The 14,431-nt window shown below is 59.9% G+C and carries 18 protein-coding genes; 10 read left to right on the top strand and 8 right to left on the bottom strand.

Annotated features, from left to right (window positions below; genetic code table 11):
- Positions 1-197 precede the first annotated feature (197 nt).
- A complete protein-coding gene (gene thyX, locus WNE31_RS04360; protein WP_349978482.1) occupies positions 198-1,100 on the top strand; it encodes an FAD-dependent thymidylate synthase in 903 nt (300 codons plus the stop codon).
- A 117-nt stretch (positions 1,101-1,217) separates the two neighbouring features.
- Positions 1,218-1,502 carry a hypothetical protein gene (locus tag WNE31_RS04355; RefSeq protein WP_349978481.1) on the top strand — a complete coding sequence of 95 codons (285 nt, stop codon included), beginning with the start codon at positions 1,218-1,220 and terminating at the stop codon, positions 1,500-1,502.
- A 34-nt stretch (positions 1,503-1,536) separates the two neighbouring features.
- Here WNE31_RS04355 and WNE31_RS04350 read toward each other — a convergent pair whose 3' ends face one another.
- Complete coding sequence (locus WNE31_RS04350) at positions 1,537-1,743, bottom strand: cold-shock protein (RefSeq protein ID WP_349978480.1); 207 nt, start codon at positions 1,741-1,743, stop codon at positions 1,537-1,539.
- A 204-nt stretch (positions 1,744-1,947) separates the two neighbouring features.
- Here WNE31_RS04350 and WNE31_RS04345 point away from each other — a divergent pair, with 204 nt between their 5' ends.
- On the top strand, positions 1,948-2,259 hold the full coding sequence (locus WNE31_RS04345) for an ArsC/Spx/MgsR family protein (RefSeq protein ID WP_349978479.1): 312 nt from the start codon (positions 1,948-1,950) through the stop codon (positions 2,257-2,259).
- Between the two features lie 48 nt (positions 2,260-2,307).
- Positions 2,308-2,676, top strand: coding sequence for a hypothetical protein (locus WNE31_RS04340; RefSeq protein ID WP_349978478.1), 369 nt, complete (start codon positions 2,308-2,310; stop codon positions 2,674-2,676).
- Between the two features lie 2 nt (positions 2,677-2,678).
- Here the strand turns inward: WNE31_RS04340 and WNE31_RS04335 are convergent, their stop codons facing one another.
- From WNE31_RS04335 to thrS, 6 genes are all read right to left on the bottom strand, one after another.
- Complete coding sequence (locus tag WNE31_RS04335) at positions 2,679-3,194, bottom strand: DoxX family protein (protein ID WP_349978477.1); 516 nt, start codon at positions 3,192-3,194, stop codon at positions 2,679-2,681.
- An 8-nt stretch (positions 3,195-3,202) separates the two neighbouring features.
- A complete protein-coding gene (locus tag WNE31_RS04330) occupies positions 3,203-3,952 on the bottom strand; it encodes a DNA-binding domain-containing protein (RefSeq protein ID WP_349978476.1) in 750 nt (249 codons plus the stop codon).
- Positions 3,949-4,806, bottom strand: coding sequence for an MNIO family bufferin maturase (bufB, locus tag WNE31_RS04325; protein WP_349978475.1), 858 nt, complete (start codon positions 4,804-4,806; stop codon positions 3,949-3,951). The genes WNE31_RS04330 and bufB overlap by 4 nt, the downstream gene beginning before the upstream one ends.
- A 36-nt stretch (positions 4,807-4,842) precedes the next feature.
- Positions 4,843-5,145, bottom strand: a complete 303-nt coding sequence (locus WNE31_RS04320) for a BufA1 family periplasmic bufferin-type metallophore (RefSeq protein WP_349978474.1) — start codon at positions 5,143-5,145, stop codon at positions 4,843-4,845.
- A 137-nt stretch (positions 5,146-5,282) separates the two neighbouring features.
- Positions 5,283-5,588 (bottom strand): BufA1 family periplasmic bufferin-type metallophore, encoded by a 306-nt coding sequence (locus WNE31_RS04315; protein ID WP_349978473.1) that lies wholly within the window; start codon positions 5,586-5,588, stop codon positions 5,283-5,285.
- A 237-nt stretch (positions 5,589-5,825) separates the two neighbouring features.
- On the bottom strand, positions 5,826-7,775 hold the full coding sequence (gene thrS / locus WNE31_RS04310) for a threonine--tRNA ligase (RefSeq protein WP_349978472.1): 1,950 nt from the start codon (positions 7,773-7,775) through the stop codon (positions 5,826-5,828).
- 156 nt (positions 7,776-7,931) lie between these two features.
- On the opposite strand from thrS, the gene WNE31_RS04305 reads away from it, so the two are divergent.
- The 5 genes from WNE31_RS04305 (at position 7,932) to WNE31_RS04285 (ending at position 11,162) form a co-directional block, all read left to right on the top strand.
- On the top strand, positions 7,932-8,681 hold the full coding sequence (locus WNE31_RS04305; RefSeq protein WP_349978471.1) for an alpha/beta fold hydrolase: 750 nt from the start codon (positions 7,932-7,934) through the stop codon (positions 8,679-8,681).
- Between the two features lie 9 nt (positions 8,682-8,690).
- Complete coding sequence (locus WNE31_RS04300; RefSeq protein WP_349978470.1) at positions 8,691-9,674, top strand: alpha/beta hydrolase; 984 nt, start codon at positions 8,691-8,693, stop codon at positions 9,672-9,674.
- A gap of 14 nt (positions 9,675-9,688) precedes the next feature.
- Positions 9,689-10,123 (top strand): VOC family protein, encoded by a 435-nt coding sequence (locus WNE31_RS04295; protein ID WP_349978469.1) that lies wholly within the window; start codon positions 9,689-9,691, stop codon positions 10,121-10,123.
- Between the two features lie 89 nt (positions 10,124-10,212).
- Entirely contained in the window at positions 10,213-10,923 is a 711-nt protein-coding gene (locus WNE31_RS04290; protein ID WP_349978468.1) for an alpha/beta hydrolase family protein, read from the top strand.
- A complete protein-coding gene (locus tag WNE31_RS04285) occupies positions 10,920-11,162 on the top strand; it encodes a hypothetical protein (RefSeq protein WP_349978467.1) in 243 nt (80 codons plus the stop codon). The genes WNE31_RS04290 and WNE31_RS04285 overlap by 4 nt, the downstream gene beginning before the upstream one ends.
- A gap of 49 nt (positions 11,163-11,211) precedes the next feature.
- Here the strand turns inward: WNE31_RS04285 and phaZ are convergent, their stop codons facing one another.
- Complete coding sequence (gene phaZ / locus WNE31_RS04280) at positions 11,212-12,507, bottom strand: polyhydroxyalkanoate depolymerase (RefSeq protein ID WP_349978466.1); 1,296 nt, start codon at positions 12,505-12,507, stop codon at positions 11,212-11,214.
- Between the two features lie 104 nt (positions 12,508-12,611).
- Between phaZ and phaC the strand changes: the two genes are divergently transcribed.
- Positions 12,612-14,405 carry a class I poly(R)-hydroxyalkanoic acid synthase gene (phaC, locus tag WNE31_RS04275; protein WP_349978465.1) on the top strand — a complete coding sequence of 598 codons (1,794 nt, stop codon included), beginning with the start codon at positions 12,612-12,614 and terminating at the stop codon, positions 14,403-14,405.
- Positions 14,406-14,431: the final 26 nt, after the last annotated feature.

Here is a 14,431-nt window from a genome sequence, read left to right as displayed (position 1 = left end):
ACTGCTGTGCCCGGTTCTCCGGGTCATTTGACACAGAATCGACCAGCCCCGCCCAAAAGTCAACGCGTTCCGTGGGCGTGTGCCGGATCAGGCACGCAGGTGTTGCGACAAGAACGCCAAATTCATGTGTTCCATTGCAGACGGATCACAAGATATAGTGCGGCAAAAGTCAGAAGAAATCCGAAGGAATCGCCTCTATGTCGCTGACACCGGAACAACAGGCCGAAATCGACGAACTCCGCGCCGCGCCCAACCAGACCCTGCGCGTGGTCAGTGAAGGGATGGAGAAACATCTCTACAAGGCGATCCCGGTGCTGGACCACGGCTTTGTGCGCGTAATCGACTATATGGGTGACGATGCCGCGATCTGTCAGGCGGCGCGGGTGTCGTATGGCAAGGGCACGAAATCAGTCCAGAATGACGAAGGCCTGATCCGTTACCTGATGCGCCATTGGCATTCGACCCCGTTCGAGATGTGCGAAATCAAGCTGCACGTGAAACTGCCGGTCTTCGTGGCGCGCCAGTGGATCCGCCACCGTACCGCCAACGTGAATGAATATTCCGCCCGCTACTCGATCCTTGATCGCGAATTCTATATCCCTGCGCCCGAACACATCAACGCGCAGTCGGTCGTGAACAACCAGGGACGGGGTGAGCTGCTGAGCGCAGACGACACAGCGCGGGTGCTGGAACTGCTCAAGGCGGATTCGGCGCGGTGTTACGAGAATTACCAGGCGATGATCGACGAAGACGGCATCGGCCTTGCGCGTGAACTGGCCCGCATGAACCTGCCCGCGAATATCTATACCCAATGGTACTGGAAGGTGGATCTGCACAACCTGCTGCACTTCCTGCGCCTGCGCGCCGATGCGCATGCCCAATACGAAATCCGCGTCTATGCCGATGCGATCTGTCAGGTCGTGGCGGATTGGGTGCCTGCGGCCTACAAGGCGTTCGAGGATTACCGGATGGGCGCCGTCACCCTGTCGGCGCAAATGGTCGAGGCGCTGCGCCTGATGCTGAAAGGCGAAGAGGTCACCGCCGCGTCCAGCGGGATGAGTGCGCGCGAATGGCGCGAGTTCCAGGAGATGATTGCCTGATCGTTTCCGAACCGGAAACAATGCGTCCGCAGTGTGGAAATTGACAGCTACGGGACAAAGCACGTAGTTTCAGGACATTACCAATGGTTTTTGTCCTGAAAATGGGAAGGATTCCCAATGTCCAAATTTCTGAAACTTTGCGCCGTGCTCTCTCTCTCGGCGGCGCCGGCGATGGCCCAGACCTGGAGCAGTAACGCCCCCAAGATCGGCCCCGTTAACCAGCCCGAGGGGGTCGTTTTCCAGGCCTATCCGGCTGCGGCAAACTATTGCCCACAAGGTTTGCAGCCCATCACGCTTGGCGGCGTAATCTGCTGCGGCACACCAAATGCGAGCTACAGCAACCCCGCAGGCCATAGCAAAGCAGCGCCGTCGTGTCCGGCAGGTGTCAAGGGGTGTAGCTGAGTGGGGAAGGGGCGCGAACCGCGCCCCGCCTGCCTTACAGGGCTTTGAGGTCGGTGGCCATCTGGCGCCCGTCCCGTCCTTCGGACAATTCAAACTCGATTTTCTGGTTGTCGGCCAAGCCGGTCATGCCAGAGCGTTCGACGGCCGAAATGTGGACAAATACGTCCTTGCCGCCGTCATCAGGTGCGATAAAGCCGTAGCCTTTGGTGGTGTTGAACCATTTTACGGTGCCGCTGGGCATCCCGTGTCTCCTTCCTATGTCTTACTTCCCGTGATGCGGAACTGCACGTCACGGCGCACCTGATCCGGTGCGCCGCGCGTGTATGGCGGCCCTGGGAAACAAATGCTGGATGAAAGGGTTGCACGGTTTATGTAAAAAGCAAGCAAAAGCCATGCGAAAAATCGCGAATCCCGATCACATTCGCGAAAAGGAAGAAGTGACAAGATGAAACTTTACGGTCTAAAGAACTGCGATACGTGCCGCAAGGCATTGAAAGCGCTTGAAAATATTGAACTTGTCGATGTGCGCGCCGACGGGGTGCCGGCCGAAATTCTGCAAAAGGCATATGATGAATTTGGCGCCGCATTGGTGAATACGCGGTCCACCACATGGCGTGGTTTGGACGAGGCGGAACGTGCCCGCCCTGCGCTTGATCTGCTGGCGGAACACCCGACGCTAATGAAGCGACCGCTGATCGAGCGTGACGGGGAATTATTCCTCGGTTGGACCCGCGACGTACAGTCAGCCCTTGGATAAGCGGGAGCGACTGCATATGTCGCCTTCACGCTAAAAAAAGGAGCCGTCATGCGTAACGCTGCACTTGTTCTTGGGATCATCGCCGGATTGGTGGGGATGTTGGTCGGCTTTTTCAGCTGGGGCTATACCGAGGTGATCGCCCGCTATGACGAGGTGGGTCAGGTCTTTGGCCAGGTTGAAAATGTCGAACTCGTGCGGGCCGGGGCGTTGCTCGCGCCGATGCTGGCAATTGCCGGGGGCGCGATGGCGCGGGCACGGGCGCTGTGGGGCGGGATCCTGTTGCTGGTGTCGGCTGCGGGCATGTACGCAGCCTTTAATTTCAACGTGTTCACCATGTTCCCGATCAGCTTTGCCGCGCTCGGCGGGATTCTCGCGATTGCCGCCGGCAAACCAGACGAACCCAAGGCGCATTTCTAGGCTCAGGTCAGGCGGAACAGCCGGTCGAGTGACAGGGGGCCAGCCCCTTTGAGCGCGATCACAGCGAACAGGAACACCCAGAGCAACCGTTCGTCGAGCAGGGTCACCGCATTGTCAAACAGCCCGCCAAGCTTGACCCCGTGACCGGCCACGTCCACCACCGTCTGCACGACAACAAAGCCAATCATCGCCAACGCGGACAGCCGAGTCAGCAGTCCGATCAGGATCAGGAAGGGCAGCACGAATTCCGCCACCGTGCCTGCAAAGACCACGAGGCGTTGCAGGATGTTCATCTGCGATACGTCATAAAGTACGGCCTCGGCGGCTTTGGGAAAAATCTGTCCGAAGGCCCCGGCAGAGGGCGTGAAAATCGACCCGTCAATCTTGAGCGTGGCCGAATTCCAGTAATAGACCAGAAACACCGCCACAAACACCAGCCGGGCAAGGCTTGGCAATAGCCATTCGGCCTTGTCCGTGCGTGCGAATGCGGAATTGTGAAGGGAAATCAAGGCAGTCATGGCAGTTCCTAAAGTGTTGCGCTGGTCAGCGCCTGGGTGGACAGCAGTAAGGCAAGACAGGGTCCGAGATCGAAATCCCCGGTCTTTTCCGTGGCCTGTGCGGCGGCTTGGCCGAGGGGCAAGCCGGCCTTCAGGGCCAACAGGAAAGCAGCGCCGCCCGCGGGCAGAAGATGGGGTGCGGGGTCGAAATCTTCCCGTGTGATCAGGATATCCTGCGCCTCGGGGCGCGGTTTGGGTGCCCCTTCGATCATGTTGAACGCCCAGATGTCATAGATCGGCCAGGAAGAGCGCAGCACTTCGGTGCTGGGCGCGAGGGTCAGTTTGACATGTTCCAGCTGATCCTCGGCAAAGCTGCCAAGGGCCTCGGGGGCCAGCGGTGTGCTGTCGGCAGCGTGGTAGGACCGGCGCAGGGCCTGTTCGACCTCGGCCACATCGCCCAGATAGGCAAGATGGGACAGCGGGGCAAAATCCCGCAGAAAGGCGGGAAAGCGGGCGCCGTAATGCATCATCATCGGATTTTCCGGCGGGTGCTGGCGGAGGAAAATGGCGGCAATCCCCTTGAAATTCTCATCGCCCAGAAGTTTGGCAATCACTGGAAAGGCGGTTTCCAGTGCTTCGCCCAGCGACACCGCAACATTATTGCGATAGACGTCAAACCGTTTGCCCGCCGCGTGTCCCGTGGCATCGGTCAGCCCATCAGGGGCCGGTTGCGCCGCATCCAGAAGAGCCTTGCGGAATACGCTTTGCGTGACAGTCATGCCGGTACCTTTGCAAGGGCGGCGGCGGCACGCGCGGCCTCGGCGTTCAGTTCGGGCCAACCCGGCACATCATTGTCCCATTCAATCAGGATAGGGCGCGGGCCGGAAAGCGCCAGCGTGTGATCCAGTAGCGCCCAGACCGGATCAACCACAGCTTTGCCATGGCTGTCGATCAAAAGCGGCGCGCCGTGTTCGTCCTCGTCCTCGTCATGCCCGCCGAGGTGGATTTCTCCTACCTTCTCAAGCGGGTAGGCGGCGATGTAGTCGCGCGGATCATAGTTCAGATTGGTGGCCGACACGAACACGTTGTTCACGTCCAGCAGCAGACCACAGCCGGTGCGGTTTGCGACTTCGCGCAGGAAGTCCGGCTCGAACCATGTGCTTTCGGAAAAGGCGAGATAGCTGGACGGATTTTCCAGCATCATCTGCCGCCCGATCGTGTTCTGCAACTGGTCAATATGGCTGGCGACGCGGGTCAGGGTGTCGGCGGTATAGGGTAGCGGCAACAGATCGTTCAAAAAGGCGCTATCGTGGCTGGACCACGCAAGATGTTCCGAAAATACAGTGGGTTGAAGCCAGTCGCACAGGTGTTTCAGGCGGGCAAGATGTTCGGGGTCCAGAGGGCCTTCGCCACCGATGGACAGACCCACGCCATGCACCGAGATGGCGAAGCGCTCGGCCAAAAGGCGCATCTGCGCGTGGGGTCGTCCACCCGCGCCCATATAGTTCTCGGCATGGATTTCCAGCCATTGCACGGACCCGGCATCGTCCATGATGTTCTGGAAATGCTGCGGTTTGTAGCCAACCCCGGGCGCATTCGGGAGGTCAGGAAAGCGGGGATTTGCATCAAACATGGGCGCGGGCTTTCGTCAGGTATCGGGGGCGCAGGGTCAGGAGGGCAGATCGCGGTCGAGCGCTTCCAGAGACGGTTTGCGCGGGGTGCCATCGGCCGTTTCGGGCAGCTCGATCTCAAGGCAGGTGCCCTTGTCGACCAGTGTCCAGGCGTTGCCCTGATAATCGACACTGGACGATCCGGCGCAGGTGGTGCCGGGACCGGCGGCGCAGTGGTTTTCTCCGGCCTTGGCAATGCCATAGCATTTTTCCTGCTGGGCGGCCTTGGCTGGGGTGGGCTGCGAGGCAACGGCGGCCAGAACGGCGCCGGCGATGGTGAGGGTCTTTACGGGGTGTGACATAAGAGATCCTTTTTGCTGAATGGTCCGGGGCATGGCGCCGACGGTGGTCGGGCTTGGTCCAAGTCTAGCACATCGCGTTGAAACTTTGGGAATTTCCGCCCCGCGCCGAAAGGCGGGGACGGAAAGCTGTGATGGGATTATGCGGGCAGGTCACGCTCGAGCGCTTCCAGCGACCCCTTGCGCGCGGTGCCGTCGGCCTGTGCGGGCAGTTCGATGTCCATGCAGGTGCCCTTGTCGACGAGCGTCCATGCATTACCTTGGTAGTCCACGGTAGACGAGCCCGCGCAGGTGGTGCCGGGGCCGGCGGCGCAATCATTCTTGCCGGCCATCGACACGCCATAGCATTTTTCTTTCTCTGCGGCGTGGGCAGCGGTGTGAGTGGTGGCGGTCAGGGCTGCGGCAACGGCACTGGCAACGGCGAGGGTTTTTACGGTTTTCGACATGGTTTTCTCTTCCCTTAGGTCGGTTTGTGAATTTCGGGCCACCGTTTCGGGCGGCTTGCTTCAACCGTAAATCCGCCGGGGCGTCACTGACCAATCACGGGGGCGTGTATCACGCCGCCGTCAGTCCACGTGACGGTTTCGTGAAGATTCCAGTGCTGGAACCCCTGAAATATTTCCAAAATGAACCGGGCGCGCCCGGTTTCCCGTGGCGCGCCCGCTGGATTGTTGCAAAGAAAGTTACGCAAGGTCAGGTGGCGTTGCTTCCTTCGCGAGTTGGCTCACGATTTCGTCCAAGCTCTGTACTTTGCTTTGCTTTTCGCCCAGACGCCGAGTCGACACCGTGCGCTCTTCGACTTCTTTCTTGCCGATGGCCAGGATGACCGGCACCTTGCCGACCGAGTGTTCGCGCACCTTGTAGTTGATCTTTTCGTTGCGAACGTCGGCTTCGGCGCGGACCCCGGCCGCTTGCAGTGCTTTGACAACCTCATAGACATAGTCGTCGGCCTCGGACACGATCGACGCAACCACGACCTGACGCGGCGCCAGCCAGAACGGCAGCTTCCCCGAATGCTCTTCTATCAGGATGCCGATAAAGCGCTCGAACGACCCCAGGCAGGCCCGGTGCAGCATGACGGGGCGGTGTTTCTCGCCGTCGGCGCCGATGTAAGTGGCGTCCAGACGTTCGGGCAGCACGAAATCCACCTGGAACGTGCCGCATTGCCAGACGCGGCCAATCGCGTCGGTCAGGCTGAATTCAAGCTTGGGACCATAGAACGCCCCTTCGCCCGGGTTCATCTCGGGTTCGACACCGGCGGCGCGGGTGGCTTCGAGAAGGGCGCTTTCGGCCTTGTCCCAGACCTCGTCACTGCCCGAGCGTTTTTCGGGGCGGTCCGAGAACAGGACGCGGAACTCTTCAAAGCCGAGATCCTTGTAGACCGCCGACAGGAAGCGGATGAACTCGGCGCATTCTTCACCGATCTGTTCTTCGGTCGAGAAGATATGCGCGTCATCCTGCACAAAACCACGGACCCGCATGATGCCATGCAGTGCACCCGACGGTTCATACCGCGCACATGACCCGAACTCGGCCATGCGCAAGGGCAGGTCACGATAGGATTTCAGGCCCTGTTTGAAGATTTCCACGTGGCAGGGGCAGTTCATCGGCTTCAGCGCATTGATCGATTTCTCGCGCGCGTGCTCTTCGTCAACTTCGACGATGAACATGTTTTCCTGGTATTTGTCCCAGTGACCCGAGGCTTCCCACAGTTTGCGATCCACCACCTGCGGGGTGTTCACCTCGACATAGCCGCCGCGTTTCTGGGCGCGGCGCATGTAATCCTGCAGCATCGTGTAGATGGTCCAGCCGTTCGGGTGCCAGAAGATCTGGCCCGGCGCTTCGGGTTGCAGGTGATACAGGTCCATCTCGCGGCCCAGTTTTCGGTGGTCGCGTTTTTCGGCCTCTTCCAGCATATGCAGGTGGGCCTTGAGGTCTTCCTTGTTCTTGAAGGCGACGCCGTAGATCCGTTGCAGCATCGCGCGGTCGCTGTCGCCGCGCCAATAGGCGCCCGCCACATGCATCAGTTTGAACGCATCCGCAGGCACCTGTCCGGTGTGTTGCAGGTGCGGGCCGCGGCAGAGATCCTGCCAGTGGCCGTGCCAGTACATGCGCAGCGGCTCGTCGCCGGGGATGGCGTCGATCAGCTCGACTTTATAGGGTTCGTTGTTGGCCTCGTAGAACTTGATCGCACGGTCGCGCTCCCACACCTCGGTGGTGACGGGGTCGCGACGGTTGATGATTTCCTTCATCTTCTTTTCGATCGCGCCCAGATCTTCGGGGGTGAAGGGCTCTTCGCGGTCAAAGTCGTAATACCAGCCGTGCTCGATCACCGGGCCGATGGTCACTTTGACGTCGGGCCAGATTTCCTGCACCGCGCGCGCCATGATGTGCGCGCAATCGTGCCGGATCAGTTCCAGCGCCTCGGCGTCATTGTCCTTGAGCGTGTTGATGGCAATCGAGGAATCCGTCTCGATCGGCCATTGCAGGTCCCAGTGCTGCCCGTTCACGGTTGCAGAGATCGCCTTCTTGCCAAGCGAGGTTGAGATGGAAGAGGCTACTTCGGCAGGGGTGATACCTGCCGCATAGTTGCGTGCATTGCCATCGGGAAAAGTCAGGGAAATATCGGCCATCAGCCTCAAGCTCCTCGTCAGTTTGGCGCCCACGGAACGCCCGGTTGCGGGTATATGGTTCGCGGCGGTTTTGCGCCTTTGACGGGAACAAGTCAAGCGGCCTTTCCAGCGCGCGACGGCGGCGCTAGTGTCGAAACAAAGACAGATGAGGACGACATGAGCATCACCCAGTTTTTCGACAGCCCCCAAGGCCGCCGCATCGCCTATCATAAAAGTGGCACTGCCCAACCCACTGTCGTGTTCCTTGGCGGGCTAAAATCCGACATGGAAGGCACCAAGGCCATCCACCTAGAGCAATGGGCCAAGGCGCGGGGGCAGGCGTTCCTGCGGTTCGATTATTCCGGCCATGGCGAAAGCTCGGGCCAGTTCGAAGAGGGTTGTATCGGCGACTGGCATCAGGACACGCTGGCCGCGGTCGAGGCGCTGACCGCGGGGCCGCTGATTGTTGTCGGGTCGTCCATGGGTGGCTGGCAGGCGTTGCTTCTGGCGCGTGCCATCCCCGAGCGGATTGCAGGCATGGTAACGATTGCCGCCGCACCCGATTTCACCGAGGACGGCTATTGGGCGTCTTTCACGGATGCCCAGAAACAGGCGCTGGAAGATGTCGGCCACGTGGAACTGCCCAGCGATTACATGGAACCCTACATCATCACCAAGCGCATGATCGAGGACGGGCGCCAGCATCTGGTGCTGCGCGCGCCCCTGCACATGCCGTTTCCGGTGCGGTTCCTGCAGGGCACCGAGGACACGGCGGTCACCACCGAGACCGCGATCCGCCTGCTGGACCATGCCGAGGGGCCGGATATGCGCCTGACGCTGGTCAAAGGGGCGGATCACAGGTTCTCGGATGACGAATGCCTGACCCTGATCGAGAAGTCGCTCGAAAAAGTGCTGGCACGGGGCTAGGGGCGCGGGATGCGGAGTTTTGGCAGGTTTCTCGGGCGGTTGCTTCTGCTGTTGTGCGGTGTGATCGGGGCAATGTGGATTTTCGGGCCGTATGAAACAATCTCGGTGATCCCCGATTTCGATCCTGCGGTGATCGGGGATGATCCCGCGGGGTATCTGGCAACGCAGGAAGCGCGGTTTGACGACATCACGCCCGGCACCGAAAAACGCATCATCTGGGCCGGTGACGAAGGCGCGCGCACCGACAAGGTGATTGTCTATGTGCACGGTTTTTCCGCCACGTCCGAGGAAATCCGCCCCGTGCCCGATCTGGTGGCGGCGGAGATTGGCGCCAACCTTGTCTATACACGCCTTGCGGGCCATGGACGGGGCGGCGCGGCCATGGTCGAGGGCAGCGCGAAAGCCTGGATGACCGACCTGGCCGAGGCGCTGGCCGTGGCGCGATTGATCGGCGACGAGGTCGTGATCATGGCCACCTCGACCGGGGCCACCGTTGCAGCCGAGGCGGCGTTGCAACCACAGCTTATGCAGGATGTGGCGGGGCTGATCCTGATCTCGCCGAATTTCGCACTGGGAGATCCGGCGTCGGCGGTGCTGACCCTGCCGGCGGCGCGACACTGGGTGCCGATGGTGGCCGGCACAACCCGCAGTTGGACACCGCAGAACGACCTGCACGGCACATATTGGACGACCAGCTATCCAACCGAGGCCCTGTTCCAGATGGCGGCTCTTGTGAAACATGCTGCCGCTTTGCCATACCAGCAGGCCACGGTGCCGGCGCTGTTTTGGTATGCGCCGACCGACCAAGTTGTAGATCACAGCGCAACCGACCGAATCGCCAACGTCTGGGGCGGTCCGGCGGTGATCAAAGAGGTCACAGTGGCGGCGGGGGATGATCCATATGACCACGTGATTGCGGGGGATGTTCTGTCGCCGTCGGCTAATGTCGAAACGGTTTCTGCATTCGTAAACTGGATCAATGGCTTAGAGTAAGAGGTTCATGTGAAATGGAGCAGCGGATCAGCCTGATTACCCTTGGCGTGACCGACATGGAACGGTCCGCCCGTTTCTACGAGACCCTTGGATGGACACGGGTCGACAGCCCCGATGGGGTGATTGCCTTTGACCTGATCGGCCAGACACTGGGCCTTTATCCAAGGACGGCACTGGCCGAGGATCTGGGCGTGCCTGTCGAGTCGATCGGCGGGTTCTCGGGGATCACGCTGGCCCACAACCTGCGCAGCCCTGACGAGGTGGCCCCGCTTCTGGCGGGGGCCGAGGCGGCGGGTGGGCGTATTCTGAAGCCTGCGCAAGAGGTGTTCTGGGGCGGGTTCCACGGTTATTTCGCCGATCCTGACGGGCATGTCTGGGAAATCGCGCATAATCCGTTTTCGCCCCTTTCCGAGGCAGGCGCGTTTCGTTGGCTGGGATATGGCGAATAATGGCCAGCCGGGGCACGGGCGGTGTTGACCTTGGCCCGCTCTGTGCGAGAGTGCGCAAAACGAAATGGTTTTGACGGGGCAAGAGAGTAATGCGCGAACCTTTGGTTCTGCTGCCGGGCATGATGTGCGATGCGCGGCTTTATGGTCCTCAGATTGCGGAATTATCCGCGGAATTTGCCGTGACAGTCGCCCCGATTACCAAAGGGGAACGGATCGAGGAAATCGCTTCGGGTCTGCTGGACCTGCTGCCGCATAAATTCGCGCTGGCGGGGCTGAGCATGGGCGGGATCGTGGCCATGGAAATTCTGCGTCGCGCGCCCGACCGGGTCACGCGGATCGCCCTGATGGACACCAACCCCTTGGCAGAAACCCCCCAGTCTGCCGCGGCTTATGAGCCGATGATCGTCGGTGCGCGCGCGGGGCGACTGGGCGATGTACTGGCGGATTTCATGAAGCCCGACTATCTCGCGCCGACCGAGTACCGCGCCGAGATCCTTGCGTTGGTGCAGGATATGGGCCTGTTCCTCGGGCCCGAGGTGTTCGTGCGCCAGGCCCGCGCCCTGCAAAAACGGGGCGACCAACAGGGCACGTTGCGCAAATGCAAGGTGCCTGCGCTGGTGCTGTGTGGCGAACATGACGGGCTGACCCCAGTCAAGCGGCACAATTTCATGGCCGAACTGATTCCCTATGCGCAGTTGCGGATCATCGAGGGGGCAGGGCATCTGCCAACCCTCGAACAGCCCGCCGCGACCACCGCCGCGCTGCGTGACTGGATGACGCAACCCTACGTTCTGAAATGACCGAGCAGCCCCGCAAAACCCTGCGCCCGCCGGACGGTTGGCGCGGTGTTGTCGCGCGCTGGCTTGTCCGGATCCGCAAACGCATCCCGCCGGGCTGGCGCTGGCCGGTAGGGCTGGTGATCATGCTGTTCGGATTTGTCGGGTTTCTGCCCGTGGTGGGGTTCTGGATGATTCCGCTGGGCATTGCGGTGATGGCGCTGGACCTGTCGCCGCGTTGGCGCAACCGCAAAAGGAAATGAAAAACGGGGCCAGACCGGCCCCGTTTTCCTGAAAATATGCGGATGCAGCTTAAGCCGCAGTATTCTTGTTCGCAGGCGCCGGTTTGGCGGCTTTGGCCGGTTTCTTGGCAGCCTCGGCGTTTGCCGTGTCGATGAAGTCCAGAACCAGGGGGCGGATGTTGTTGCGCCAGCTTTTACCCGCGAAGATACCATAGTGACCTGCGCCGGGTTCGACATGGCTGGCTTTCTTTTCGTCGGGCAGGCCGGTGCACAGCTCCAGCGCATAGATACACTGACCGGGGGCGGTGATGTCGTCTTTGTCGCCTTCGACGGTCTTGACCGCCACGGTGGTGATCTTGCCCATGTCGACCTTGCGGCCATTGACCACAAATTCGTTCTTGGCGATTTCACAGTTCTTGAAGATACGCTCGACCGTGGACAGGTAGAACTCTGCCGGCATGTCCATCACGGCCAGGTATTCATCGTAGAACCGGTTATGGGCATCGTGATCCGACGCTTCGCCACGGACAACGCGCATGATCTGGTCCGAAAACGCTTTGGAGTGGCGGTCCGCATTCATAGACATGAACGAGGTCAGCTGCAAAAGGCCCGGATAGACCATGCGGCCCACGCCGGGATATTTGAAGCCGACGCGCTGGATCATCATTTCCTCAAGCTGGCCCATGGTGACGCGGTTGCCGAAATCGGTCACGTCGGTGGCGTTTGCATCGGGGTTGATCGGACCACCGATCAGGGTCAGCGAACGGGGCTGGGCGGCTGGATCTTCCTCGGCCAGATAGGCGGTGGCGGCCAGCGTCAGCGGGGCAGGTTGGCACACGGCGATCACGTGCGTGTCGGGGCCAAGCTCTTTCAGGAAGTCGACAAGGTACAGGGTGTAATCTTCAATGTCGAATTTGCCCTCGGAGACGGGAATGTCACGCGCGTTATGCCAATCCGTGATGTAGACTTCACAATTCACGATCAGGCTTTTGACGGTAGAGCGCAGCAGGGTGGCATAGTGGCCGGACATCGGAGCAACCAGCAAAACCTTGCGTTTCTGGGTTTCGCGGCCCGCGACGTTAAAGTGGATCAGATCGCCAAACGGGCGTTCGACCACGGTCTCGATATTGACAAGATGGTCCTTGCCGTCTTCGCAGGTGAAGGTGCGAATGCCCCAGTCGGGCTTGACGACAATGCGCTGGAAGGTGCGCTCGGTGACTTCGCCCCAGGCGCGCACCCATTGCAGCATCGGGTTCGGCGCCATCGCAAAAACAGGGTAGGATGCCATGGCAAGGGCCGAGGCACCCAACCATTGGTTCGTGTTCCGCATGGTCTCCATGAGGTCGTACGTGGCCATGTACCGCATCGGCGTCTCCTTTACTGCCCGGGCATACCGGGGTTATCCTGCCCAGGTCCGAACGGGCAAAATTTCATGCTGCGTGGCAGCGAGGATACGGTGGAATATTGAATATGACAACAAACGAGAATGCCGCAGGCGAAAATTTAGAGCGGCTAAACGAGAATTTAGCGCAGGTTGAGCGTCTTTCTCAGCGTTTGATCGAGGTGATGGCGCGCCGCAAACCCCTGCGCAAAGACCTGAATGCCCCGAATCACGAAGTATTCACCAACGCCGCGACCGCCTATTGGACCGAGATGATGAATAATCCCGGAAAGGTTCTGGAACAGCAGCTGGATTTCTGGGCAAAATCGGTAAAGCATTTCGTCGACGCGCAACATCTTATTGCGCAGGGCAAGCTGGAAGCGCCCGAAGACCCCACGCCCAAGGATCGCCGGTTCTCGAACCCGATGTGGCAGTCCAACCCTTATTTCAATTTCATCAAGCAGCAATACCTGCTCAACGCCAAGGCGATCGAGGATGCGGTCGACGGGCTGGAAGGGCTCGAGCCGCTTGAAAAACACCGGATCGAATATTTCTCGCAACAGATCATCGACATGATGTCGCCGACCAACTTTCTCAGCACCAATCCGGACGCTCTGGAAAAGGCGGTCGAGACCGATGGCAAGTCGCTGATCAAGGGGCTCGAGAACCTGATCGCGGATCTTGAAGCCAACAACGGCGAACTGATGGTCACGCTGGCCGATGAAAACGCCTTCGAGATCGGGCGCAATATCGCAACGACACCGGGCAAAGTGGTGTTCCGCAACCACATGTTCGAACTGCTGCAATATTCGCCGACGACCGAAACCGTCTATGAAACGCCGCTGGTCATTTTCCCGCCCTGGATCAACAAGTACTATATTCTGGATCTCAAGGAACAGAACAGCATGATCAAGTGGGCGGTCGAACAGGGCTACACCGTGTTCATCGTCAGCTGGATCAATCCGGACCGGTCCTATTCGGATATCGGCATGGCCGACTATATCGAAGACGGGTTCCTCAAGGCGATTGAAGAGACCAAGAAGCTGACCAAGCAGAAACAGGTCAACGCTGTGGGGTATTGTATTGCCGGCACAACGCTGCACCTGACGCTGTCGCTGATGAAAAAGCGCAAGGACAAGTCGGTCAAATCCGCGACCTTCTTTACCTGCCTGACCGATTTTGCCGATCAGGGCGAATTCACCCCCTTCCTGCAGAACGATTTTATCGACGGCATCGACGAGGAAATCGGGGAAGAGGGGATCCTGCGGTCCTTTATCATGCAGCGCACCTTCAGCTTCCTGCGGTCGAACGACCTGATCTATGGTCCCGCGATCAAGAGCTATATGATGGGCGAGGCACCCCCGGCCTTTGACCTTCTGTATTGGAACGGGGATGGTTCGGGCCTGCCGGGCAAGATGGCGCACGAATACCTGCGCCGCCTGTGTCAGGAGAACAAGTTCGTGACCGACGGGGTCGAGTTCTGCGGCGAGACGCTGCATATTTCCGATGTCGATATCCCGCTGATGTCGGTCACCTGTGAGACCGACCATATCGCCCGCTGGAAAGACTGTTATCGCGGCTTCCAGCAGACCTCGAGCAAGAACAAGACCTTTGTCGTGTCCGAGTCCGGCCATATCGCGGGCATCGTAAATCCGCCGTCCAAGAAGAAGTACGGCCATTACACCAACAAGGACCTTAGCACCGACAGCGAAACCTGGATGGAGAACGCGACCTATAGTGAAGGATCGTGGTGGCCGGTCTGGGACAAGTGGCTTTCCACACGCTCGGGCAAGCAGGTCGCGGCCCGCGAACCCGGTGATTCGGAGCATCCAGCCCTGTGCGATGCTCCGGGTACCTATGTTTTGGCAAAGGCAACCCGTTGATAATGCTTGTTAATTGAAAATATTCT

Source organism: Shimia fortis (assembly GCF_040225985.1).
GTDB lineage: Bacteria > Pseudomonadota > Alphaproteobacteria > Rhodobacterales > Rhodobacteraceae > Shimia.
The sequence above is the reverse complement of the archived record's forward strand: the minus strand, read 5'-3'. Positions and strand labels throughout refer to the sequence as shown.

What these genes read in the sequence shown, in the direction of transcription:
- thyX (WP_349978482.1), top strand. Translation starts at nt 198, where the DNA reads ATGTCGCTGACACCGGAACAACAGGCCGAAATCGACGAACTCCGCGCC.
- WNE31_RS04355 (WP_349978481.1), top strand. Translation starts at nt 1,218, where the DNA reads ATGTCCAAATTTCTGAAACTTTGCGCCGTGCTCTCTCTCTCGGCGGCG.
- WNE31_RS04350 (WP_349978480.1), bottom strand. Translation starts at nt 1,743, where the DNA reads ATGCCCAGCGGCACCGTAAAATGGTTCAACACCACCAAAGGCTACGGC.
- WNE31_RS04345 (WP_349978479.1), top strand. Translation starts at nt 1,948, where the DNA reads ATGAAACTTTACGGTCTAAAGAACTGCGATACGTGCCGCAAGGCATTG.
- WNE31_RS04340 (WP_349978478.1), top strand. Translation starts at nt 2,308, where the DNA reads ATGCGTAACGCTGCACTTGTTCTTGGGATCATCGCCGGATTGGTGGGG.
- WNE31_RS04335 (WP_349978477.1), bottom strand. Translation starts at nt 3,194, where the DNA reads ATGACTGCCTTGATTTCCCTTCACAATTCCGCATTCGCACGCACGGAC.
- WNE31_RS04330 (WP_349978476.1), bottom strand. Translation starts at nt 3,952, where the DNA reads ATGACTGTCACGCAAAGCGTATTCCGCAAGGCTCTTCTGGATGCGGCG.
- bufB (WP_349978475.1), bottom strand. Translation starts at nt 4,806, where the DNA reads ATGTTTGATGCAAATCCCCGCTTTCCTGACCTCCCGAATGCGCCCGGG.
- WNE31_RS04320 (WP_349978474.1), bottom strand. Translation starts at nt 5,145, where the DNA reads ATGTCACACCCCGTAAAGACCCTCACCATCGCCGGCGCCGTTCTGGCC.
- WNE31_RS04315 (WP_349978473.1), bottom strand. Translation starts at nt 5,588, where the DNA reads ATGTCGAAAACCGTAAAAACCCTCGCCGTTGCCAGTGCCGTTGCCGCA.
- thrS (WP_349978472.1), bottom strand. Translation starts at nt 7,775, where the DNA reads ATGGCCGATATTTCCCTGACTTTTCCCGATGGCAATGCACGCAACTAT.
- WNE31_RS04305 (WP_349978471.1), top strand. Translation starts at nt 7,932, where the DNA reads ATGAGCATCACCCAGTTTTTCGACAGCCCCCAAGGCCGCCGCATCGCC.
- WNE31_RS04300 (WP_349978470.1), top strand. Translation starts at nt 8,691, where the DNA reads ATGCGGAGTTTTGGCAGGTTTCTCGGGCGGTTGCTTCTGCTGTTGTGC.
- WNE31_RS04295 (WP_349978469.1), top strand. Translation starts at nt 9,689, where the DNA reads ATGGAGCAGCGGATCAGCCTGATTACCCTTGGCGTGACCGACATGGAA.
- WNE31_RS04290 (WP_349978468.1), top strand. Translation starts at nt 10,213, where the DNA reads ATGCGCGAACCTTTGGTTCTGCTGCCGGGCATGATGTGCGATGCGCGG.
- WNE31_RS04285 (WP_349978467.1), top strand. Translation starts at nt 10,920, where the DNA reads ATGACCGAGCAGCCCCGCAAAACCCTGCGCCCGCCGGACGGTTGGCGC.
- phaZ (WP_349978466.1), bottom strand. Translation starts at nt 12,507, where the DNA reads ATGCGGTACATGGCCACGTACGACCTCATGGAGACCATGCGGAACACG.
- phaC (WP_349978465.1), top strand. Translation starts at nt 12,612, where the DNA reads ATGACAACAAACGAGAATGCCGCAGGCGAAAATTTAGAGCGGCTAAAC.